Here is a 20,868-nt window from a genome sequence, read left to right as displayed (position 1 = left end):
GTAGTTTACGACGCGGCGGATTTGCGGGTGTCAACTTTCGGCGTTTCAGCAACCGGATACGCGAAGCCGTGCCGTTCCCCCGCCGAGACGTGCGGCCTGCGGGATCTCGCCGAACGTGCACCCACGGCGAGAATTTCGCCAAAACTTCGCAGCCAGTGCACGTTCGGCGCGCGAGGCGGCGAGGCGGCGAGCCGCCGCGGCGACCCACGGCTCACCGGAAGTCGCGGGACTTCGACCCGACGGCCAGGGTGATGCGGCCCAGCCGCTCGGCGACGACGGTGACGGCGCCGCTGGCGTTTTGGACCTGGCCGCGCACCAGCATCGCCGGCGCGGCGTTGGCCAGCTTGCGGTGCCGCGCCCACACCGCCGGCGTGCAGAGCACGTTGACCATCCCCGTCTCGTCCTCCAGGTTGAGAAACGTCACCCCCTGGGCCGTCCCGGGCCGCTGCCGGTGGGTCACCGCGCCGGCGATCAGCACGCGGTCGCCGTCGGGCACGTCCAGCAGCCTCCCGGCGGGCACCACGCCCAAGGCGTCCAGGTCTTCCCGCAGGAACTGCGTCGGATAGCTGTCCGGGGAGACGCCGGTGGCCCACACGTCGGCGGCGGCCAGCTCCAGCTCGCTCATCCCGGGCAGCGCCGGCACGTGCGACGACGAGCCCACGCCGGGCAACCGGTCCGGCCGCTGGGTGGCCGCGGCCCCGGCCGCCCACAGCGCCTCCCGCCGCGACATGCCGAAGCAGCCCAGCGCGCCGGCCGTGGCCAGCGCCTCGGTCTGCGGCACGCTCAGTTGCAGCCGAGCCGTCAGGTCCAGCAGGGAGGCGAACGCGCCGTTGGCTTTTCGCTCGTCGACGAGGCGCTCGGCGAGGTCGTCGCCGATGTGGCGCACGGCACCCAGCCCGAGGCGGACCTCGGTTCCCGCGTTCTCGAGCGTGGCGTGGGCCAGGCTGGCGTTGACGTCCGGCCCGTGCACCGTCACGCCGTGCCGGCGCGCGTCGGCCACCAGCGACTGCGGCGAATAGAAACCCATCGGCTGGGCGCGCAGCAGCGCCGCGCAGAACGCCGCCGGGTGGTGCAGCTTGAACCACGAGGAGTAGAACACCAGCGACGCGAAACTCAGCGCGTGGCTTTCCGGGAAGCCGAAATTAGCGAACGCCTCCAGCTTTTCGTAGGTCCGGTCGATCACCTCGTCGGGGGCACCGTGCAGCTCCCGCATGCCGTCGTAGAACCGCCCGCGCAGCCGCCGCATGCGTTCGGTCGAGCGCTTGGAGCCCATGGCGCGGCGCAGCTGGTCGGCCTCGGCGGCGCTAAAGCCGGCGCAGTCGACGGCAAGCTGCATCAGCTGCTCCTGAAACAGCGGCACCCCCAGCGTCTTTCGCAGCGCCGGCTCCATCGACGGGTGGTCGTAGGTCACCGGGTCCAGCCCGTTGCGCCGCCGGATGTAGGGGTGCACCGACCCGCCCTGGATGGGACCGGGCCGGATCAGCGCGACCTCGACCACCAGGTCGTAGAAGATCCGCGGCTTCAGCCGCGGCAGGGTGGCCATCTGCGCGCGCGACTCCACCTGGAACACGCCGACGGAATCCGCGCGGGCCAGCATCTCGTAGACCGCCGGCTCGGCGAGGTCGAGCCGGGCCAGGTCGACCTCGATGCCCTTGTGCTCGGCCACCAGGTCGATGGCGTAGTGCAGCGCGCTGAGCATGCCCAGCCCGAGCAGGTCGAATTTCACCAGACCGATTGCCGCGCAGTCGTCCTTGTCCCACTGCAACACACTGCGGTTCGCCATGCGCGCCCACTCCACCGGGCACACGTCGGCGATCGGGCGGTCGCAGATCACCATGCCGCCGGAATGGATTCCCATGTGCCGCGGCAGGTTCCGGATCTGGTTGGCCAGATCGACCACTTGCGGCGGGATGCCCTCGACGTCAGCGGAGTCGGCCAGGCCGTTCCAGTGGCCGAGCTGCTTGCTCCAGGCGTCCTGCTGCCCCTGCGAGAAGCCCAGGGCGCGGGCCATGTCGCGCACCGCGATCCGGCCCCGGTAGGTGATGACGTTGGCGACCTGGGCGGCATAATCGCGGCCGTAGCGATCGTAGACGTACTGGATGACCTTTTCACGTTGGTCGGACTCGATGTCCATGTCGATGTCGGGCGGCCCGTCGCGGGCGGGCGACAGGAAGCGCTCGAACAGCAGTTCGTTGGCCACCGGATCCACCGCGGTGACGCCCAGGGCGTAACAGACCGCGGAGTTGGCCGCCGATCCCCTGCCCTGGCACAGGATGCCGTTCTCCCGGCAGAACCGGGCGATGTCGTGCACCACCAGGAAATATCCGGGAAACGTCAGCTGGGCAATGACTTTCAGCTCGCGCTCGATCTGGGCGTACGCGCGCGGCGCGGCATCGGGGAGCCCGTAGCGCTCCCGCGCCCCCGTCATGGTCAGCTGCCGCAGCCAGCTGTCCTCGGTGTGCCCGGCGGGCACGTCGAAGGGCGGCAGCTGCGGGGCGATCAACGCCAGCCCGAACGCGCACTGCTCGCCGAGCTCGGCGGCGGCGCTCACCGCGTCGGGGCGCCAAGCGAACAGCCGGGCCATCTCCTCGCCGGACCGCAGGTGCGAGCCGCCCAGCGGGGCCAGCCAGCCGGCGGCGGCGTCCAGGGACTGCCGCGCCCGGATGGCGCCCATCGCCATGGCCAGCCGGCGCCGCGACGGGCCCGCGAAGTGCGCCCCGGTGGTGGCGACGACACCGACGCCGAAGCGCGGCGCGATCCCGGCCAGCGCGGCGTTGCGTTCGTCGTCGAGCGGTTGACCGTGGTAGGTCAGCTCGATGCTGACCCGCCCGGCGCCGAACCGGTCCACCAGGTCGGCCAGCGCCCGCTGCGCCGCGTCCGGGCCGCCGTCGCAAAGCGCCCGGCGGACATGGCCTTTGCGGCATCCGGTCAGGATGTGCCAGTGCCCGCCGGCGGCCTCGGTCAGCGCGTCGAGGTCATAGCGCGGCTTGCCCTTCTCCCCGCCGGCCAGGTGCGCGGCGGCCAGCTGCCGCGACAGCCGCCGGTAGCCTTCCGGGCCGCGGGCCAGCACCAGCAGGTGCGGGCCGGGCGGGTCGGGCGTCTCGGTGCGCGCCCCGGGACCCAAGGACAGTTCCGCGCCGAACACGGTGCGCAGCTCGAGCTCGGCGGCCGCTTCGGCGAACCGCACCGCGCCGTACAGGCCGTCGTGGTCGGTCAGCGCCAGGGCGCGCAGCCCCAGCCGGGCGGCCTCCTCCACCAGCTCCTCCGGTGTGCTGGCCCCGTCGAGAAAGCTGAATGCCGAATGCGCGTGCAGTTCGGCGTATGGAACGGACGAGCCGGCCGCCCGGGCGCGGTCGGGCGGCCGGTACGTTCCGCGCCTGGGCGACAGCGGGGCGTCCTCACCCGGCGTCACCGGCACGCCGGCGTGGCGCGGCTTGCCGTTGAGCACCCGCTCCATTTCCGCCCAGCTCGGCGGGCCGTTGAACCAACCCACGCCCCGTAGTCTATCGAATATGTGTTCGAATCGCCTACGGTCCTGTCCAACCGCTGTTAAACCGATCTTCAACTCCTAAACAAGGTCTTAACGCCGCGTGCCTACCGCGGACACCGGGCCGGGCAGACACTGGTAACACAGGGCGAGGTTTTCCGGCGGGGGCGAGCATGGCGCAGGTGAGGGCACTGGATACGGCACTCCTGAAAGCTCAGGATCCCGACCAGCACGCCGGCCTGGCCATCGGCGCGGTGGCCATCGTCGATGGCGGCGCACCCGATTACCGCCGCCTCGAACACCTTCTGGCCGAACGCATTCCGTCGATGCCGCGCTGCACGCAGGTGCTGCGGCCGCACCCGACGCGCCACGAATGGGTCGACTGCCCGGGTTTCGACCTCGCCCGGCACGTGCGCCGGGTGGCGGTCCCCCGGCCCGGTGACGAAGCCGAGCTGGCCGAGGCCATCGCCCGCGCCCTCGAGCAACCGCTGCGCCCGGACCGTCCGCCGTGGGAATGCTGGGTGATCGAGGGCCTGAAGGGCAACCGCTGGGCGATCCTGATGAAGACCCATCACCGCCTGCTGGACGGCAACTCGCCCGCCTACCTGCTCACCCGGCTGTGCGACGACGCCGACAGTACCGCATTCACCAACGTCCGTGCCGCCGAACGGGTTCCGTCGGACGCGGGGCCGCGACCGGGCTGGCCCGACGCGCTGTGGCGGGCGTCCTGGGCCGCGACCGGCGCCGTCCTCGGTGCGGTCTGGCCCGGGCTGCGGACGCACGACCGGGCCGCCGTCCTGCGGCGCTACGCCACGGTGCGCGTCCCGATCGCCGACGTCGACCGCGCCTGCCGCAGGTTCGGCGCCAGCGTCAACGACGTCGCGCTGGCCGCCACCACCGAGGGGTTCCGGACGGTGCTGCTCGGCCGCGGCGAGGAGCCGCGGGCGGACTCGCTGCGCGCCCTGGTGCCGACGCCGGTCCGGTCACCGTACCTGCCCGTCGAACACGACGACCCGGTGCGGCGGCTGCGCGCCGTGCAGGCTCGCTGGGTCGCCGGGGAAGCCGGCCCACGATCCGGCGGCATCGTCGACTCGGCGCTCGATTCCCTGCCAAAGATGGTGCGGGACGGCGTGATCCAATTGCTGTCGCTACTGCCGCGGCGCCCCGTCGTGTCGTTGGCCACCAACGCCCCCGGGCCGCGGCACCCACTGCGGCTCATGGGCCAGACGATGGAGCGCGTGCTGCCCATCCCGCCGACCGCCGTTGCGCTGAGCACCGGGGTCGCGGTGCTCAGCTACGGCGACGAGCTCGTGTTCGGCATCACGGCCGAGCCCCGCGCCGCGTTCGGTGCCAAGGAATTGGCCGCCGGCATCGAACTGGGCATGGCACGCCTCATCGCTCTCAGCGAGGACTCGGTCCTGCTGTTCGGCGATCGTCGCCGCAAGCGGTCGCCCCGCGCCGCCGCCCGTCGCGCACCGGGGCCGCGCCCGCCTTTCCCGGGCCAAGCGCGGCACTGACCCACTCCCGGCCGGACCGGGCCTCGTGAGAGGGTTGGGTCATGTCACAGTCGGGCCCGGTCGTCATCGACCCGCGTCGCCACGACGCGGTGCTGTTCGACGCGCCCGGGCCCGCGCTGGACGGGCGGCTGCGTGAGATCGACATGGCCACCGCGGTTTTCTCCTCACCCGAGGGCCCGGCGAGGGCGGCCGCCGACCTGGGCGTGCGACCCGGACGGTGCGTGGTCGTCACCGCCGACGAAGCGGTCGTCGAGGCGGCGCGCGCCGGCGGATTCGCGTTGGTGATCGGCGTCGGCCACGGCGACGCGCTGCGAGACGCCGGCGCGGATGCGGTCGTCGCCGACCTTCACGACGTCACCGTGCACACCGGGGACCTGCGGATGTCGCAGCTGCCCGACGCGCTGACGGTCCTCGACGAGCTCGCCGAACGCCGGCCGGCGGTGTTCTTCGACTTCGACGGCACGCTGTCCGACATCGTCAACGACCCCGACGCCGCCATCCCGGTCCCCGGTGCCACCGAGGCGCTGCGGCAGCTGGCGGCCCGGTGCCCGGTAGCGGTGCTGTCCGGCCGCGACCTGGCCGACGTCACCAAACGCGTTGGAGTGCAAGGCATTTGGTATGCCGGCAGCCACGGTTTCGAGCTGACCGCGCCCGACGGCGCGCACCACCAGAACGACGAGGCGGCGACGGCCGTGCCGGTGCTCGAGCGCGCGGCCGGCGAGCTGCGGGAGCGGCTGGGCTCCATCCCCGGTGTGGTGGTGGAGCACAAGCGGTTCGGGGTCGCCGTGCACTACCGCAACGCCGCGCGCGACCGCGTCGGCGACGTGGCGGCCGCGGTGCGCGCGGCGGGCCGGCGCGACGGCCTTCGGGTGACCACCGGCCGCGAGGTCATCGAGCTGCGCCCGGACTTGGACTGGGACAAGGGAAAAACGCTGCGCTGGGTGCTCGATCACCTGACCGAGGCCGAGACCGGCGCCTTGACGCCGGTCTACCTCGGCGACGACATCACCGACGAGGACGCGTTCGACGCGGTGCGCGACGGTGGGGTCCCTATCCTGGTGCGGCACTACGACGACGGCGACCGTGCCACCGCGGCGCGGTTCGCGCTGGACAGCCCCGCGAAAGCCGGCGAGTTCACCGCCCGCCTGGCAAACCGGCTGTCCGGCTAGGTCTGGGCGTATTCCACCGCGCCGTCGTCGAGCACCACCCGCACGCCGCTGCCCTCCGCTCCCGACGCCTCGGTGCGGAACACCGCCTTGCCCGGCTCGGTGCGCCAGATCAGCGTGGTCAGCGTCTCGCCGGGGAACACCGGCGAGGTGAACCGCGCGTCGATCGCCGTGACGTTGGCCGCGACGCCCTCGCCGAGCTCGGCGACCAGCGCGCGGCCCGCCACCCCGTAGCTGCACAGCCCGTGCAGGATCGGCTTGGGGAATCCGGCCAGCTCCCTGGCGAACCAGGGGTCGCTGTGCAGCGGGTTGCGGTCACCGGAGAGCCGGTAGATCAGGGCCTGATCCTCGCGGGTCGGCAGGGCGATGCGGGCGTCCGGCTCGCGGTCCGGGAACTCCGGGGCGATCGGGCGCTGGCCCGGCGACCCGCCGAACCCGCCCGCCTGGCGGATGACCAGCGTGGTCAGCGTCTCGGCGATCAGCTCGCCCGACTTCGGATCGGTGCCCCGGCCGCGCAGCACGATGATGGCATTCTTGCCCTCGCCCTTGTCCTGAATATCGGCGACCTCCGAGACCACGGACAGCTTCCCGGCGGGCGGCAGCGGCGCGTGCAGCCGGATGCCCTGCGAACCGTGCAGCAGCAGGGCGTGGTTGAACGACCCGATCTTGCCCGCCGCCGCAAATGCCGGGGAGCAGATCACCGCGTAGGTGGGCAGCACCTGCTGGTCGATGCCGTGGCTGTTCTCGGTGGTGAAGGACAGGTCGTCGAGGCCGGCGCCGACACCGAGCGCATAGAGCATGGTGTCCCGGTCGGTCCATTCGAACAGCATGGGTTCGGTCACCGCGCCGACGGCACTCGGGTCAATCGCCATCTGAGTCTCCTTCTGACGTATTTTCTCCACCTAACCATCGCAAACCCTTCCCCCCGACACCGTCGGCAGGGCAGGCTATCTCCCATGCCGAAGCGCAGCTTGGTCTCCAACGTCTCGAAGGCGGTCGCGGCGCTCACCGCGGCCGTAATCGTCGGCGCCTGTGGCGGATCGCCCCAGGCACGCAGCATCACGGTGACGTTCATCCGGCACGCCGAGTCCGAAGCCAACGCCAGCGGGATCATCGACACGTCGGTGCCCGGGCCCGGCCTGAGCCCCGAGGGCAAGGGGCAGGCCCAGCAGGTCGCCCACCAGGCGGGCCACAAGGACTACGACGGCGTCTACGCCTCCACCATGGCCAGGGCCCAGCAGACCGCCGCGCCGTTGGCCGCCGAGCTGGGCAGGCAGGTCGAGGTGCTGCAAGGCATTCAGGAGATCTATGCCGGCTGGTTCGAGGGCAAGCCGGTTGCCCAGGAGGGTGCGACGTACCTGCTGGCGCCGGCGGACTGGCTCCGTGGCGACATGCACGACAGCATCCCCGGGTCGGTCGACGGCAAGGAGTTCAACGACAGCTTCACCGCGGCCATCCAGAAGGTCTACAACAGCGGCCAGCACAACCCGGTGCTGTTCTCGCACAAGTTCGCCATCGAGTACTGGACGCTGATGAACACCAAGAACGCCAAGGACACGCTGCTGACCACCCACCCGCTGCCCAACATCGGGCGCGTGGTGATCACGGGTAACCCGATGACCGGCTGGACCCTGGTGGACTGGGACGGCATCCGCGACTTCCACAGCTAGTTGACGGCGGCGACCCGCCGCGCCCGGCTGACGCCGCGCTTGCGATCGCCACGGGGTCGATGGGTGGCGACCCGCCGCGCCCGGCTGACGCCGCGCTTGCGATCGCCACGGGGTTGACGCGGCCCCAGCCAGCCGCCACGATGGCTGCATGCGGTATGTCGTTACCGGCGGTACCGGGTTTATTGGTCGCCGCGTCGTGGATCGTCTGCTGGAAACCCGGGCCGATGCGCAGGTGTGGGTGCTGGTCCGCCGGCAGTCGCTGGGCCGCTTCGAACGCCTCGCGGCCGACTGGGGCGAGCGGGCGAAACCGCTGGTCGCGGCCCTGCCGGAGCTGGACCTGAGCGACCAGACCCTCGCCGAGCTGGGGCGGGTCGACCACGTCGTGCACTGTGCCGCCGTCTACGACATCACCGCCGGCGAAGCCGAGCAGAGGGCCGTCAACGTCGAGGGCACCCGTGCCGTGATCGAGCTGGCGCGGCGGCTGGACGCGACGCTGCATCACGTGTCCTCGATCGCGGTGGCGGGCGACTTTCCGGGCGAGTACACCGAGGACGACTTCGACGTCGGCCAGCAGCTGCCGACCCCGTACCACCGGACCAAGTTCGAGGCCGAGCTGCTGGTGCGGTCGGCGCCCGGCCTGCGCTACCGGATCTACCGCCCGGCGGTGGTGGTGGGCGACTCGCGAACCGGCGAGATGGACAAGATCGACGGGCCGTACTACTTCTTCGGCGTCTTGTCGGCGCTGGCCGTCCTGCCGAAGTTGACGCCCATCCTGCTGCCCGACACCGGCCGCACCAACATCGTGCCGGTCGACTACGTCGCCGACGCGCTGGTCGCCCTGATGCACGCCGAGGGGCGCGACGGTCAGGCGTTCCACCTCACCGCGCCGAAAACCGTTGGGCTGCGCGGCATTTACCGCGGCGTCGCCAAGGCCGCCGGCCTGCCGCCGCTGCGCGGCTCGCTGCCGGGCTCGTTCGCCGCCCCGGTGCTGAAGGTGCGCGGGCGCGCCAAGGTGCTGCGCGACATGGCGGCCACCCAGCTCGGTCTCCCCGCCGAGATCTTCGACCTGGTCGACCTCAAGCCGACGTTCGTCAGCGACAAGACCCGAGAAGCGTTGTGCGGTAACGGCATTGACGTACCCGATTTCGCCTCCTACGCGCCCGGGCTGTGGCGGTACTGGGCCGAGCACCTCGACCCCGACCGCGCCCGCCGTAGCGATCCGCTGCGCGGCCGGCACGTGATCATCACCGGCGCCTCCAGCGGGATCGGCCGGGCGGCGGCGATCGCGGTCGCGGAGCGCGGCGCGACGGTCTTCGCCCTGGCCCGCAACGCCGACGCGCTGGACCAGCTGGTCGCCGAGATCCGCGCGGGCGGCGGCGACGCGCACGCCTTCACTTGCGACGTCACCGATTCCACCTCGGTCGAGCACACCATCAAGGACATCCTGGGCCGCTTCGACCACGTCGACTACCTGGTGAACAACGCCGGGCGGTCGATCCGCCGGTCGGTGGTCAACTCGACCGATCGGTTGCACGACTACGAGCGGGTGATGGCGGTCAACTACTTCGGCGCGGTGCGGATGGTGCTGGCGCTGCTGCCGCACTGGCGCGAGCGCCGCTTCGGCCACGTGGTCAACGTCTCCAGCGCCGGTGTGCAGGCCCGCAACCCGAAATACAGCTCGTACCTGCCCACCAAGGCGGCGCTGGACGCGTTCGCCGACGTGGTGGGGTCCGAGACGCTGTCCGACCACATCACGTTCACCAACATCCATATGCCGCTGGTCCGCACGCCGATGATCGCGCCGTCGCACCGGCTCAACCCGGTGCCCGCGATCAGCCCGGAGCACGCGGCCGCGATGGTGGTCCGCGGCCTCGTCGACAAGCCCGCGCGGATCGACACCCCGCTGGGCACGCTCGCCGAAGCCGGCAACTACTTCGCGCCGCGCACGTCGCGACGCATCCTGCACCAGCTCTACCTGGGCTATCCCGACTCGGCCGCCGCGCGCGGCCTGACCACCGAACCGCCCGCGCCCACCACCCCCGCGCCGCGCAAGCCGCGGCGACCGGTCCGCGCGGTCACCGCGGGCATCCGGACACCGCGGGGAGTCAAGCGGCTGGTGCGGTTGGTGCCCGGGGTGCATTGGTAGGCCAAAATACATCGGCAGGGACCGCGACTTCGAGCCGCTGACCGACGCGTTCGTCCGGGATCGGTTGCTGCACAAGCTGATCAGCCTGTTGGCCCGGGTGGCGGGGGCCCTCGACGACGTGGCGGCCTGGAACGTCAAGGTGCATCCGTTCCGGACCCGGTCGACGGATAAGGGCGGCCACCCCACGCCCGAGGGCATGCACCGCGACGGCGTCACCCTGGTGAGCTCGCTGCTGGTCGGCCGGCGCAACGCGATCGGCGGCCAGAGCACGGTGTGCGACCTCGACGGCCGGCAGCTGCTGGCGACCACGCTGGCCGTGCCCGGCACGCTGATGCTCGGCGACGATCGGCGCACCCTGCACGGGGTCTCCCCGATCCGCCCGATCGACGGCTCGGGACCCGCGCAGCGCGACGTCCTGGTCATCACCTTCGCCTCGGCCTGGCCGTAGTACCGCCGGCGTGGTGCGCCGGTGGTTACTTCTGCAGCGTGAACTGATTGACGTCGATGTATCCGACCCGAAATGCGTCGGCGCAACCGGTGAGGTACTTCATGTACCGCTCGTAGACTTCCTCGGACTGCACCGCGATGGCCTCGTCCTTGTGGGCTTGCAGCGCGGCGGCCCAGAGGTCGAGGGTCTTCGCGTAGTGCGGCTGCAGCGACTGCACGCGGCTCACGGTGAAGCCGTTGGCGGTCGCGCGCTCCTGGACCATCTGGATCGACGGTAGCCGCCCACCCGGGAATATCTCGGTGACAATGAATTTGATGAATCGGGCGAACGTGAACGAGATGGGCATGCCGCGTTCCGCCATCTCCGTCGGGTGCAGCCCGGTGATGGTGTGCAGCAGCATGACCCCGTCGTCGGGCAGCAGGTCATGCGCCAGGGTGAAGAACGCGTCGTAGCGCTCGTGTCCGAAGTGCTCGAAGGCACCGATGCTGACGATCCGGTCGACGGGCTCGTCGAACTGCTCCCAGCCCTGCAGCAGGACACGGGCCGAACGCGGGCTCCCGGACTGGGCGATCAGTCGCTCGACGTGCTCGGCCTGGTTGCGGCTCAGCGTGAGGCCGATGACGTTCACGTCGTACTTTTCCAGCGCGCGCATCATGGTGGCGCCCCAACCGCAGCCGACGTCGAGCAACGTCATGCCCGGCTGCAGCCCAAGTTTGCCCAGGGCGAGATCGATCTTGGCGATCTGCGCTTCTTCGAGCGTCATGTCGTCGCGCTCGAAGTAGGCGCAGCTGTAGGTCTGCGTCGGGTCGAGGAATAGCCGGAAGAAATCGTCCGACAAGTCGTAGTGCGCCTGCACATCGTCGAAGCGCGGCGTTAGATCAGTCCCCTCGGGGGGCTCCGACGTCGTTGGCATCGTTTCAGCCTAATCGCCGAAATGAGTATGTTGGACACAATGAACGCTCCCGTCTTCGTTGACGTCGACACCGGCGTCGATGATGCGCTCGCGCTGATGTACCTGTTCGCCAGCCCGGACGCGGATGTGGTCGGCATCGCCTCCACCGGGGGAAACGTTGCGGTGCAACAGGTTTGCGAGAACAACCTGGGCCTGCTGCAGCTGTGCGGCGTCACCGGCGTCCCGGTCTCCAAGGGCTCCGACGAGACCCTGACCGGTCCGATGCGCCTGCCGTCAAAGGTGCACGGCCCCAGGGGTTTGGGCTATGCCGACCTGCCGCCCACCGATGGGCGGCTGACGAGTCACGACTCGGCGACCGCCTGGGTGCGCGCCGCGCACGCGTTTCCCGGCGAGCTCGTCGGCGTGGCGACCGGGCCGCTGACCAATCTGGCGCTGGCGCTGCGCGCCGAGCCGGCGCTGCCGACGCTGCTGCGCCGGCTGGTCGTCATGGGCGGTTCCTACGATCACCGGGGCAACACCACCGCGGTGGCGGAATGGAACATCAGCGTGGACCCCGAGGCCGCGGCCGAGGTGCTGGCCGCCTGGGACCCCGAAGTCGTTGGGCAAGAGCGCCTTCCGATCCTCTGCGGCCTGGACCTGACCCGCAAGGTGGCGATGACGCCCAGCCACCTGGCCAGGCTGGCGGCCGTCGCCGGATCGAGCGCGACGCCGATGAGCGCGGCCGACGAGCCGGGCACCCGCTCGACGGCGTCCAACCCGTTGGTTCGGGTGATCGAGGACGCGATGCGGTTCTACCTGGAGGCCTACCACGACATCGGCCACGGATATCAGGCGCACCTGCACGATCCGCTGGCCGCCGCCGTGGCGCTGGACCCGGGTCTCGTCGCGACCCGTCCCGCGGCGGTGGACATCGAGCTGACGGGCACCCTGACCCGCGCCATGACGGTGACCGACTGGTCCGGCCGGCGCGAACCCAACGCGCTGATCGGCGTCGACGTGGACGCGGCGGCCTTCTTCGACCGGTTCATCGACCGGGTTGGGTCCTTCGCGCGCGGGCTATCCAGGTCGCATGAAGATTCGGTTCATTGAAGTCCTGCGCGCTGGCTGGGGCGCCGTGCTGCTGGCCGCCCCGTCCCAAGTGCTCGATCACATCCACGGGGTAGAGGTCGACCGCAAGGCGCTCGTCGTCACCCGGATCCTGGGCGCCCGCCATCTCGGGCAGGCGGTGCTCTCGGGCATCAACCCCGGGCCGGAGGTGCTGGCGGCGGGCGTCTGGGTCGACGCGGTGCACTCCGCCACCGCGCTGGGCCTGGCCGCCGTCGACCGGCGCCGGGCGCGCGGCGGGGTGACCGATGCCGCCGTCGCGGCGGCGTGGGCGGGCCTGGGCTGGCGCCACCTGCGCACCGGCCAGGCCAGGACCGACGGCGTCCGCGGGCGCGACCGGTTGGCCGCCACGGTCGTGGGCGCGCTGCCCGGCGGGGCCGGGCTGATGGCTCGGGCGCAGGCGGTGCGTGCCCGGCGACCCTAGGCGGCGATTCGTTTGGCCCTCGGGGCGCCGGGTACTGCCCCGGTCATGGCCTTCGCCGATTACCAAAACGAGTTGTACGACCAATCGCTGCACGGCAATCAGCCGCAGTACCCGATCAGATTCGAGGAGCTGGAGGCAAAAGCGTCGGCGGCCATGACGCCGAAAGTGCTGCAGTACGTCGCGGGCGGCGCCGGCGACGAGCACACCCAGCGCGCGAACTGCGAGGCCTTCAAGCGGTGGGGTTGCGGTCGGAGGCCAACCTGCCGCTGATGGTCAAGGGCATCTGCCACCCCGACGACGTTCGGCGTGCGAAAGACATTGGGGTGGATGGCATTTACTGCTCCAACCATGGTGGCCGGCAGGCCAACGGCGGCCTGCCCGCCCTCGATTGCCTGCCCGGTGCGCTGGAGGCGGCCGAGGGCTTGCCGGTGCTGTTCGACTCGGGTGTGCGCGCGGCGCCCACATCGTCAAGGCCCTGGCGATGGGGGCGACCGCGGTGGGCATCGGCCGCCCCTACGCCTACGGCCTGGCCCTCGGCGGGGTCGACGGCATCGTGCACGTGCTGCGCTCGCTGCTGGCCGAGGCGGACCTGATCATGGCCGTCGACGGGTATCCCTGCATCAAGGACCTGGCGCCGGACGCGTTGCGGCCCGTCGGATGAGCCGCTACTCGTAGCTGCCCTCGAGGTACCAGCGCCGCTGGCGGTAGCACAGCAGGAACGCCCGCTCGCCTTCCAGCAGGACCTGCGCGCGGGCGGTGCGACCACCCCCTTGACCGCCCTCAGATCGGTCGTCCCACCACCGCTCGTCGACCGGCCACGGCCCGGCCCACCAGTCCAGTCGCTCGTCCCGACCGCGCACGGTCAGCCGCACCGGGTCGGCGGAGAACAGCCCCCGGTTGGTCACCCGCACCGGATTCCCTTGGGCATCAAGGATTTCCACCGGATCGTCGAGCAACACCGCCGGTGACGGCTCGGGCAGCCGGCCGGGCCACGGCAGGCCCGGGTCGGCCAGCGGGAGGACTTCGTCGCCCAGCGGGGTCAACGTGATGCGTTCGGCCGGCCCGCGCCCGCCGGACAGCACCGGCACCCGCACCGCCTCCGGGCCGAGCAGGCCCTGCACCCGCACCAGGGCCCGGCGGGCCCGCAACCGGTCCTCTTCACCCAAACCGCCCCACAGCGGCAACTGCAGCGCCTCGGCCGACACCACCTCGACCGCCCGCAGCCGCAATAGCGTCACCGCCGCCGTCGGCCGCGGGTTGCGCGCGGTCCGGCTGCTCAACCAGCCGTCCAGTTGCCAGCGCACCCGGTCGGAGGTGGCGTCCTCGGTCAGCGGCTCGGCGCACCGCCACACCCGGTTCAGCTCTTCGCCGTTGGCGGTGACGGCGTGGATGGCCAGCCGGGTGCAGCCCACCCCGGCGGCCATCAGCGTCCGATGCAGCGCGCCGGCCAGCGAGCGCCCGGCAAAGGCCGCCGCGTCGACCCGGTCGATCGGCGGGTCGCAGTCCAGCACGGCCTCCAGCTCCTCGGGCGGTTCCCGCCCGGACGGTCCCCGCTCGGGTTCGCCGCGGGCCATCCGGTGCGCGGTCACCCCCTCGGCGCCGAACCGGGACGCCACGTCGGTGGCCGGCAGCGCGGCGAACTGGCCGATGGTGCGAATCCCCAACCGCCACAACAGGTCCGTCAGCTCTTCGCGTCCCGGACCGCACAGGCTGGGCTCGGTGGCGAGTTGGCGGATCGACAGCGCCGACAGAAACTTCGCGTCACCGCCCGGCGGGACCACCCGGCCCGCCCGCGCGGCGAAGACCGCGGTGGACAACCGGTCGGCGATTCCGGCCTGGCACTCGGCGCCGGCTGCGGCCACCGCGTCGATCAGCCGCTCGGCGGCGTCGGCCTCGGAGCCGAAATAGCGGGCCGCCCCGCGCACCGGCAGCACCAGGAGCCCGGGCCGCAGCACCTCGGCGCGCGGCACCAGGTCGTCCACCGCCGCGATGACCGCTTCGAAGAAGCGGGCGTCGCGGTCCGCGTCGGCGGCGCCGACGTGCAGTTGCGGGCACCGGGCCGCCGCCTCCCGGCGCCGCAGGCCCCGCCGCACCCCGGCCGCACGGGCGGCCGCCGAGCAGGCGATCACCCGGTTGGCCAACGTGACCGCCACCGGAGCCGTCGCGGACAGACCGGCGGCGGCGGCCGCCGCGACCGCGGGCCAGTCCATGCACCAGATGGCCAACACCCGGGACGCCACCGGAGAATTCACCCGGCTCGCGCCCGGGCGGTCACCCGTCGTCCCGCACACACCCCGCTGACCTGCAGCCGCACCCGGCTGATCCGGCCGAATCCGGGGCGGCTTCCCGGGGTGATCTCGTAGCCGCAGACCCGGGCCTGAAGCCGCGTGGGCGCCCCCTGCCAGTCGCCGTCGGTGACCAGCACGGTGCATCCCTTGGTGCGGGCCCGCGCCACCACCGCCCGCGCCCGGGAGTGCGGCACCCGGCGCCCGCCCAGGCCGAGGACCACCAGATCCATGCCGTCGACGAGCACCGCGGCCACCTCCACCGGATCGTTGCCGGGATCCGGTATCACGGCGACGCGGCTCAGGTCCGCACCCATCTCCGCGGCGGCCAGCAGCCCGATGTCCGGCTGGCCGACGATTGCCGCGTTGCCGCCCGCCGCCGTCACCGCGGCCACCATGCCCAGCAGCAGCGACCGGGCGCCCGAGAGCACCGCCACCGTCCCCCTGGGCAACGGCGCGGGAAGCGACTCCGCCAGCCACCCCGGCAGCGCCAGCCGGGCTTCCGATTCCGGCAGCAGGTCGTCGTCGCGGGAGGCCGGGCAGGATGCGGGCCCCGGCGCCTTGCCGGTGATCACGGCCATCCGTCGGCGCAGCGATTCCAGCTGCTCAGCCCGGTTTTCCGGGCGGCGATCGGGCGCGAAAGCCGCAGTCATGTCAGCCTCCTCGCACCGCGCTCGCACGACTATTTTCGAAAGTATGTTCGATCTGATGGAGAGTAAACACCCGCCCTCCGACAACCGTCAAGAAACGAAAGGGGCGCTTTATGCGATCGGTACGGATGGGGCGAATGGGGCCCAGAATGCGGCGAGATTGCCGCTATGGTCGCGATCGGGGCTCACTCCGCAACCGTGGCGGCAATGTCGCGACGAAGGCCGGCAGGCGCGAACCGGTTATGTGTCGCGAAGCAACCCGTCAGCGGCGCGAAACCTACTCCCACTCGATGGTGCCGGGGGGTTTGCTGGTGATGTCCAGCACCACGCGGTTGACCTCGGCCACCTCGTTGGTGATCCGCGTCGAGATCCGCTCCAGCACCTCGTAGGGCACCCGGGTCCAGTCAGCGGTCATGGCGTCCTCGCTGGACACCGGCCGCAGCACGATCGGGTGCCCATAGGTGCGGTTGTCGCCCTGCACGCCGACCGAGCGGACGTCGGCCAACAGCACCACCGGGCACTGCCAGATCAGCTTGTCCAGGCCGGCGGCGGTGAGTTCCTCGCGCGCGATCGAGTCGGCGCGACGCAGGGTCTCCAACCGCGCCGCGGTGATCTCGCCGACGATCCGGATACCCAGGCCGGGGCCCGGGAACGGCTGGCGCGCAACGATTTCCTCCGGCAGGCCCAGCTCCCGCCCGACCGCGCGCACCTCGTCCTTGAACAGCAGCCGCAGCGGCTCGACGAGCTTGAACTTCAGGTCGTCGGGCAGGCCGCCGACGTTGTGGTGGCTCTTGATGTTGGCGGTCCCGCTGCCGCCGCCGGATTCCACCACGTCGGGGTACAGCGTGCCCTGCACCAGGAACTCGACCTCAGACCCGGTGTCGCTCAGGATGTCTCGCACCGCGCCCTCGAACGCGCGGATGAACTGGCGGCCGATGATCTTGCGCTTTCCCTCGGGATTGGTCACCCCCGACAGCGCCCGCAGGAAGGTGTCCGCGGCATCGACGGTGACCAGGTTGGCGCCGGTGGCGGCGACGAAGTCGCGCTGCACCTGGTCACGCTCGCCGGCGCGCAGCAGCCCGTGGTCGACGAAGACACAGGTCAGCTTGTCGCCGATGGCGCGCTGCACCAGCGCGGCGGCCACCGCCGAGTCCACGCCGCCGGACAGCCCGCAGATCGCGTGGCCGTCGCCGATCTGCTCGCGCACCTGCTCCACCAGGGCACTGGCGATGTTGGCCGGCGTCCACTCCGCGTCCAGGCCGGCGAAGTCGTGCAGGAATCGGCTGAGCACCTGCTGCCCGTGCGGGGTGTGCATGACCTCCGGGTGATACTGCACCCCGGCCAGGCGGCGGCCCCGGTTCTCGAAGGCGGCCACCGCCGCACCCGCGGTGCTGGCGACCACCTCGAACCCGTCCGGCGCGGCCGTGACCGCGTCACCGTGGCTCATCCACACCGGCTGGACGCTGGGCAGCCCCGAATGCAGTTCGCCGCCAACGACTTTCAGCTCGGTGCGGCCGTACTCGCTGGTTCCGGTGTGGGCGACGGTTCCGCCCAGTGCCTGCGCCATGGCCTGGAACCCGTAGCAGATGCCGAACACGGGCACCCCGAGGTCGAACACCGCAGGATCGAGCTGTGGGGCGCCCGGTTCGTACACGCTGGAGGGCCCCCCGGACAGCACCAGCGCCGCCGGCTCGCGGGCCTTGATCTCCTCGATCGAGGCGGTGTGCGGGATGACCTCGGAGAAGACCCGCGCCTCCCGGACGCGCCGGGCGATCAACTGCGCATATTGGGCGCCGAAGTCGACCACCAACACGGGCCGCGGCGAGGGTGTTTCCACGGCAGCCAGCTTAGTGGCCGCCGTTGTCCGCCCCCCAACGCTGGCGACAGACATGTCGGCATGATGGAGTGGGTATCGCTTGACTAGTCCGCTCAGACCAGGAAGCGAGTCCCCATGCTGGGTCTGCCCGAGAAGGTGCACGCCTGTCTGTTCGACCTCGACGGTGTGCTCACCGACACCGCCAGCGTGCACACCAAGGCCTGGAAGGCCATGTTCGACGACTACCTGTCGGAGCGGGCCAAGCGCACCGGGGAGGAATTCGTCCCCTTCGACGCGGCCGCCGACTACCGCAAATACGTGGACGGCAAGAAGCGCGAGGACGGGGTCCGGTCGTTTCTGCAGAGCCGCGGGATCGAGCTGCCCGACGGCGATCCCGACGATCCGGGGGACGCCGAGACCATCTACGGCCTGGGCAACCGCAAGAACGAGATGTTCCAACGGATCCTGCGCAAGGACGGCGTCGAGGTTTTCGAGGGGTCGCGGCGATACCTGGAGGCGGCCTCGGCGGCCGGCCTGGGCATCGCGGTGGTGTCCTCGAGCGCCAACACCCGCGACGTCCTCGAGATCACCGGTCTGGACCGGTTCATCCAGAAGCGGGTGGACGGTGTGACGCTGCGCGACGAGCACATCGCCGGCAAGCCGGCCCCCGACTCCTACCTACGCGGGGCCGAGTTGCTCGGCGTCGGCGCCGACGCCGCGGCCGTGTTCGAGGACGCGATCTCGGGCGTGCAGGCCGGGCACGCCGGAAACTTCGGCTACGTGGTGGGCGTCGACCGGGTGGGCCAGGCCGAGGATCTGCGCCGCAACGGCGCCGACGTGGTGGTCACCGACCTCGCCGAGCTGCTGCCGTCATGATCACCGACGAAGCCTTTCCCGTCGACCCCTGGCACGTCTCTGAAACGCAGCTCGACCTGAACTTGTTGGCCCAGTCCGAGTCCCTGTTCACCCTGTCCAACGGGCACATCGGGCTGCGCGGCAACCTCGACGAGGGCGAGCCCTACGGCCTGCCCGGCACCTACCTGAACTCCTTCTACGAGATCCGGCCGCTGCCCTACGCCGAGGCCGGCTACGGCTACCCCGAAGCCGGCCAGACCATCGTCGACGTCACCAACGGCAAGATCATCCGCCTGCTGGTCGAGGACGAGCCGTTCGACGTCCGGTACGGCGAATTGCTTTCGCACGAAAGGGTTCTCGACATGCGCGCGGGGACGATGACGCGCAGCGCGCACTGGCGCTCCCCCGCGGGCAAGGAGATCAGGCTGGTGTCCACCCGGCTGGTGTCGCTGGTGCAGCGCGGCGTCGCCGCCCTCGAATACGTCGTGGAGGCGGTCGGCGAGTTCGTGCGCGTGACGGTGCAGTCCGAACTGGTCACCAACGAGGACCAGCCCCAGACCTCGGGTGACCCGCGGGTGTCGGCGATTCTGGAGAGTCCGCTGGTGGCCGTCGACCACGAGAACACCGAGACCGGCGCGCTTCTCATGCACCGCACCCGTAGCAGCGCCCTGATGATGGCGGCCGCGATGGATCACGAGATCGACGTGCCCGGCCGCGTCGAGTTCAGCACCGACGCCCGCGACGACCTGGCGCGGACCACGGTCATCTGCGGGCTGCGCGCCGGGCAGAAGCTGCGCATCGTCAAGTACCTGGCGTACGGCTGGTCCAGCATGCGGTCGCGCCCCGCGCTGCGCGACCAGGCCGCCGCCGCCATCCACAGCGCCCGCTACAGCGGATGGCAGGGCCTGCTGGACGCGCAGCGGAAATATCTGGACGACTTCTGGGACAGCGCGGACGTCGAGGTCGAGGGCGACCCCGAATCCCAGCAAGCGGTGCGGTTCGGGCTTTTCCACCTGTTGCAGGCCAGCGCGCGCGCCGAGCGCCGCGCGATCCCGGCCAAGGGGCTCACCGGAACCGGCTATGACGGTCACGCCTTCTGGGACACCGAGAGTTACGTGCTGCCGGTGCTCACCTACACCGCGCCGCATGCGGTGGCCGACGCCCTGCGGTGGCGGGCGTCCACCCTGGACCTGGCCAAGGAGCGGGCGGCCGAGCTCGGCCTGCGCGGCGCCAGCTTCCCGTGGCGGACCATCCGCGGGCAGGAGTGCTCGGCCTATTGGCCCGCCGGCACCGCGGCCTGGCACATCAACGCCGACATCGCCATGGCCTTCGAGCGGTACCGCATCGTCACCGGCGACGAGGAACTCGAAAAATGTTGCGGCCTCGGGGTACTCGTGGAGACCGCCCGGCTCTGGGTCTCCCTCGGCCATCACGACCGGCACGGCGTCTGGCACCTCGACGGCGTCACCGGCCCCGACGAGTACACGGCGATCGTGCGCGACAACGTCTTCACCAACCTGATGGCCGCGCACAACCTGCGCACCGCGGCCGAGGCCTGCAACCGCCACCCCGAGGCCGCGGAGGCGATGGGCGTCACCACCGAGGAGACGGCGTCGTGGCGCGACGCCGCCGACGCCGCCAACGTCCCCTACGACACCGGCCTGGGGGTCCATCAGCAGTGCGAGGGCTTCACCACCCTGGCCGAATGGGACTTCAAGGAGAACCACGCCTACCCGTTGCTGCTGCACGACCCCTACGTGCGGCTCTATCCCGCGCAGGTGATCAAGCAGGCCGACCTGGTGCTGGCGATGCAGTGGCAGAGCCACGCGTTCACCCCGGAGCAGAAGGCGCGCAACGTCGACTACTACGAGCGGCGCATGGTGCGCGACTCGTCGTTGTCCGCCTGCACCCAGGCGGTGATGTGCGCCGAGGTCGGGCACCTGGAACTGGCGCACGACTATGCGTACGAGGCCGGGCTGATCGACCTGCGCGATCTGCACCACAACACCCGCGACGGCCTGCACATGGCCTCGCTCGCCGGCGCCTGGACGGCGCTGGTGGGCGGCTTCGGCGGCCTGCGCGACGACGAGGGCATCCTGTCACTGAATCCCGCCCTGCCCGACGGCATTTCACGGCTGCGGTTCCGGCTTAGGTGGCGCGACTTCCGGGTGACCGTCGACGTGAACCATTCCGAAGTCACCTACACGGTGCGCGACGGCCCGGGCGGCCAGCTGACCATCCGGCACGCGGGCGAGGAGGTCACCCTGAGCACCGACGCGCCGAAAACCATTGCCGTGCAACCGCGCAAGCCGCTGTTGCCGCCGCCACAGCAGCCACCGGGCCGCGAGCCACTCCACCGCCGGGCGCTCACCCGCGACAAGTGAGCG

16 protein-coding genes and 1 pseudogene are annotated in these 20,868 nt (G+C 71.2%); 11 read left to right on the top strand and 6 right to left on the bottom strand.

Going from position 1 to position 20,868, the window contains the following annotated elements; all coding sequences use genetic code 11:
* Positions 1 to 211 precede the first annotated feature (211 nt).
* Positions 212 to 3,493: an error-prone DNA polymerase gene (locus AWC03_RS18745; RefSeq protein WP_085242212.1), complete on the bottom strand. Its 3,282-nt coding sequence runs from the start codon at positions 3,491 to 3,493 to the stop codon at positions 212 to 214.
* 167 nt (positions 3,494 to 3,660) lie between these two features.
* Here AWC03_RS18745 and AWC03_RS18740 point away from each other — a divergent pair, with 167 nt between their 5' ends.
* On the top strand, positions 3,661 to 5,004 hold the full coding sequence (locus AWC03_RS18740) for a wax ester/triacylglycerol synthase domain-containing protein (RefSeq protein ID WP_085242211.1): 1,344 nt from the start codon (positions 3,661 to 3,663) through the stop codon (positions 5,002 to 5,004).
* A gap of 41 nt (positions 5,005 to 5,045) precedes the next feature.
* Entirely contained in the window at positions 5,046 to 6,173 is a 1,128-nt protein-coding gene (otsB, locus tag AWC03_RS18735; RefSeq protein WP_085242210.1) for a trehalose-phosphatase, read from the top strand.
* Here the strand turns inward: otsB and AWC03_RS18730 are convergent.
* Positions 6,170 to 7,042 carry a MaoC/PaaZ C-terminal domain-containing protein gene (locus tag AWC03_RS18730; RefSeq protein WP_085242209.1) on the bottom strand — a complete coding sequence of 291 codons (873 nt, stop codon included), beginning with the start codon at positions 7,040 to 7,042 and terminating at the stop codon, positions 6,170 to 6,172. The genes otsB and AWC03_RS18730 overlap by 4 nt on opposite strands.
* A gap of 84 nt (positions 7,043 to 7,126) precedes the next feature.
* On the opposite strand from AWC03_RS18730, the gene AWC03_RS18725 reads away from it, so the two are divergent.
* The 3 genes from AWC03_RS18725 (at position 7,127) to AWC03_RS18715 (ending at position 10,434) form a co-directional block, all read left to right on the top strand.
* Entirely contained in the window at positions 7,127 to 7,840 is a 714-nt protein-coding gene (locus tag AWC03_RS18725; RefSeq protein WP_085242208.1) for a histidine phosphatase family protein, read from the top strand.
* A gap of 148 nt (positions 7,841 to 7,988) precedes the next feature.
* The gene (locus tag AWC03_RS18720) at positions 7,989 to 9,986 is read left to right on the top strand and encodes an SDR family oxidoreductase (RefSeq protein WP_085242207.1); all 1,998 of its coding nucleotides are present in this window, start codon (positions 7,989 to 7,991) and stop codon (positions 9,984 to 9,986) included.
* Positions 9,979 to 10,434: a 2OG-Fe dioxygenase family protein gene (locus AWC03_RS18715; RefSeq protein ID WP_085242206.1), complete on the top strand. Its 456-nt coding sequence runs from the start codon at positions 9,979 to 9,981 to the stop codon at positions 10,432 to 10,434. The genes AWC03_RS18720 and AWC03_RS18715 overlap by 8 nt, the downstream gene beginning before the upstream one ends.
* A 25-nt stretch (positions 10,435 to 10,459) precedes the next feature.
* Here the strand turns inward: AWC03_RS18715 and cmaA1 are convergent, their stop codons facing one another.
* Positions 10,460 to 11,347, bottom strand: a complete 888-nt coding sequence (cmaA1, locus tag AWC03_RS18710) for a cyclopropane mycolic acid synthase CmaA1 (protein WP_085242205.1) — start codon at positions 11,345 to 11,347, stop codon at positions 10,460 to 10,462.
* Between the two features lie 39 nt (positions 11,348 to 11,386).
* On the opposite strand from cmaA1, the gene AWC03_RS18705 reads away from it, so the two are divergent.
* From AWC03_RS18705 to AWC03_RS18695, 4 genes and pseudogenes are all read left to right on the top strand, one after another.
* Positions 11,387 to 12,436, top strand: coding sequence for a nucleoside hydrolase (locus tag AWC03_RS18705; RefSeq protein ID WP_085242229.1), 1,050 nt, complete (start codon positions 11,387 to 11,389; stop codon positions 12,434 to 12,436).
* The gene (locus AWC03_RS18700; RefSeq protein WP_085242204.1) at positions 12,417 to 12,875 is read left to right on the top strand and encodes a hypothetical protein; all 459 of its coding nucleotides are present in this window, start codon (positions 12,417 to 12,419) and stop codon (positions 12,873 to 12,875) included. The genes AWC03_RS18705 and AWC03_RS18700 overlap by 20 nt, the downstream gene beginning before the upstream one ends.
* Before the next feature lie 45 nt (positions 12,876 to 12,920).
* The gene (locus AWC03_RS28345) at positions 12,921 to 13,145 is read left to right on the top strand and encodes a hypothetical protein (RefSeq protein ID WP_420845682.1); all 225 of its coding nucleotides are present in this window, start codon (positions 12,921 to 12,923) and stop codon (positions 13,143 to 13,145) included.
* Positions 13,118 to 13,536: pseudogene (locus AWC03_RS18695) on the top strand (alpha-hydroxy-acid oxidizing protein); the annotation flags it as partial. The gene AWC03_RS28345 and the pseudogene AWC03_RS18695, both read left to right, overlap by 28 nt.
* Positions 13,537 to 13,540: 4 nt before the next feature.
* Here AWC03_RS18695 and AWC03_RS18690 read toward each other — a convergent pair.
* The 3 genes from AWC03_RS18690 to guaA form a co-directional block, all read right to left on the bottom strand.
* Positions 13,541 to 15,085 (bottom strand): DNA polymerase Y family protein, encoded by a 1,545-nt coding sequence (locus AWC03_RS18690; RefSeq protein ID WP_085242228.1) that lies wholly within the window; start codon positions 15,083 to 15,085, stop codon positions 13,541 to 13,543.
* Between the two features lie 38 nt (positions 15,086 to 15,123).
* Positions 15,124 to 15,813 (bottom strand): hypothetical protein, encoded by a 690-nt coding sequence (locus AWC03_RS18685; RefSeq protein WP_085242203.1) that lies wholly within the window; start codon positions 15,811 to 15,813, stop codon positions 15,124 to 15,126.
* Positions 15,814 to 16,087: 274 nt separating this feature from the next.
* Positions 16,088 to 17,701 carry a glutamine-hydrolyzing GMP synthase gene (gene guaA, locus AWC03_RS18680; RefSeq protein WP_208859432.1) on the bottom strand — a complete coding sequence of 538 codons (1,614 nt, stop codon included), beginning with the start codon at positions 17,699 to 17,701 and terminating at the stop codon, positions 16,088 to 16,090.
* 60 nt (positions 17,702 to 17,761) lie between these two features.
* On the opposite strand from guaA, the gene AWC03_RS18675 reads away from it, so the two are divergent.
* Positions 17,762 to 18,502 (top strand): beta-phosphoglucomutase family hydrolase, encoded by a 741-nt coding sequence (locus AWC03_RS18675; protein WP_085242201.1) that lies wholly within the window; start codon positions 17,762 to 17,764, stop codon positions 18,500 to 18,502.
* Positions 18,499 to 20,865: a glycoside hydrolase family 65 protein gene (locus AWC03_RS18670; RefSeq protein ID WP_085242200.1), complete on the top strand. Its 2,367-nt coding sequence runs from the start codon at positions 18,499 to 18,501 to the stop codon at positions 20,863 to 20,865. The genes AWC03_RS18675 and AWC03_RS18670 overlap by 4 nt, the downstream gene beginning before the upstream one ends.
* Positions 20,866 to 20,868 lie beyond the last annotated feature (3 nt).

This window comes from Mycobacterium europaeum (assembly GCF_002102155.1).
In the GTDB taxonomy this organism is placed as follows: domain Bacteria; phylum Actinomycetota; class Actinomycetes; order Mycobacteriales; family Mycobacteriaceae; genus Mycobacterium; species Mycobacterium europaeum.
Note: the sequence above shows the minus strand (reverse complement) of the source record. Positions and strands in the feature narration are given on the sequence as shown.

Excerpts from the sequence above, each read along its gene's own strand:
- AWC03_RS18740 (WP_085242211.1), top strand. The coding sequence starts at position 3,661 with ATGGCGCAGGTGAGGGCACTGGATACGGCACTCCTGAAAGCTCAGGAT.
- otsB (WP_085242210.1), top strand. The coding sequence starts at position 5,046 with ATGTCACAGTCGGGCCCGGTCGTCATCGACCCGCGTCGCCACGACGCG.
- AWC03_RS18730 (WP_085242209.1), bottom strand. The coding sequence starts at position 7,042 with ATGGCGATTGACCCGAGTGCCGTCGGCGCGGTGACCGAACCCATGCTG.
- AWC03_RS18725 (WP_085242208.1), top strand. The coding sequence starts at position 7,127 with ATGCCGAAGCGCAGCTTGGTCTCCAACGTCTCGAAGGCGGTCGCGGCG.
- AWC03_RS18720 (WP_085242207.1), top strand. The coding sequence starts at position 7,989 with ATGCGGTATGTCGTTACCGGCGGTACCGGGTTTATTGGTCGCCGCGTC.
- cmaA1 (WP_085242205.1), bottom strand. The coding sequence starts at position 11,347 with ATGCCAACGACGTCGGAGCCCCCCGAGGGGACTGATCTAACGCCGCGC.
- AWC03_RS18705 (WP_085242229.1), top strand. The coding sequence starts at position 11,387 with ATGAACGCTCCCGTCTTCGTTGACGTCGACACCGGCGTCGATGATGCG.
- AWC03_RS18700 (WP_085242204.1), top strand. The coding sequence starts at position 12,417 with ATGAAGATTCGGTTCATTGAAGTCCTGCGCGCTGGCTGGGGCGCCGTG.
- AWC03_RS28345 (WP_420845682.1), top strand. The coding sequence starts at position 12,921 with ATGGCCTTCGCCGATTACCAAAACGAGTTGTACGACCAATCGCTGCAC.
- AWC03_RS18690 (WP_085242228.1), bottom strand. The coding sequence starts at position 15,085 with ATGGACTGGCCCGCGGTCGCGGCGGCCGCCGCCGCCGGTCTGTCCGCG.
- AWC03_RS18685 (WP_085242203.1), bottom strand. The coding sequence starts at position 15,813 with ATGACTGCGGCTTTCGCGCCCGATCGCCGCCCGGAAAACCGGGCTGAG.
- guaA (WP_208859432.1), bottom strand. The coding sequence starts at position 17,701 with ATGTCTGTCGCCAGCGTTGGGGGGCGGACAACGGCGGCCACTAAGCTG.
- AWC03_RS18675 (WP_085242201.1), top strand. The coding sequence starts at position 17,762 with ATGCTGGGTCTGCCCGAGAAGGTGCACGCCTGTCTGTTCGACCTCGAC.
- AWC03_RS18670 (WP_085242200.1), top strand. The coding sequence starts at position 18,499 with ATGATCACCGACGAAGCCTTTCCCGTCGACCCCTGGCACGTCTCTGAA.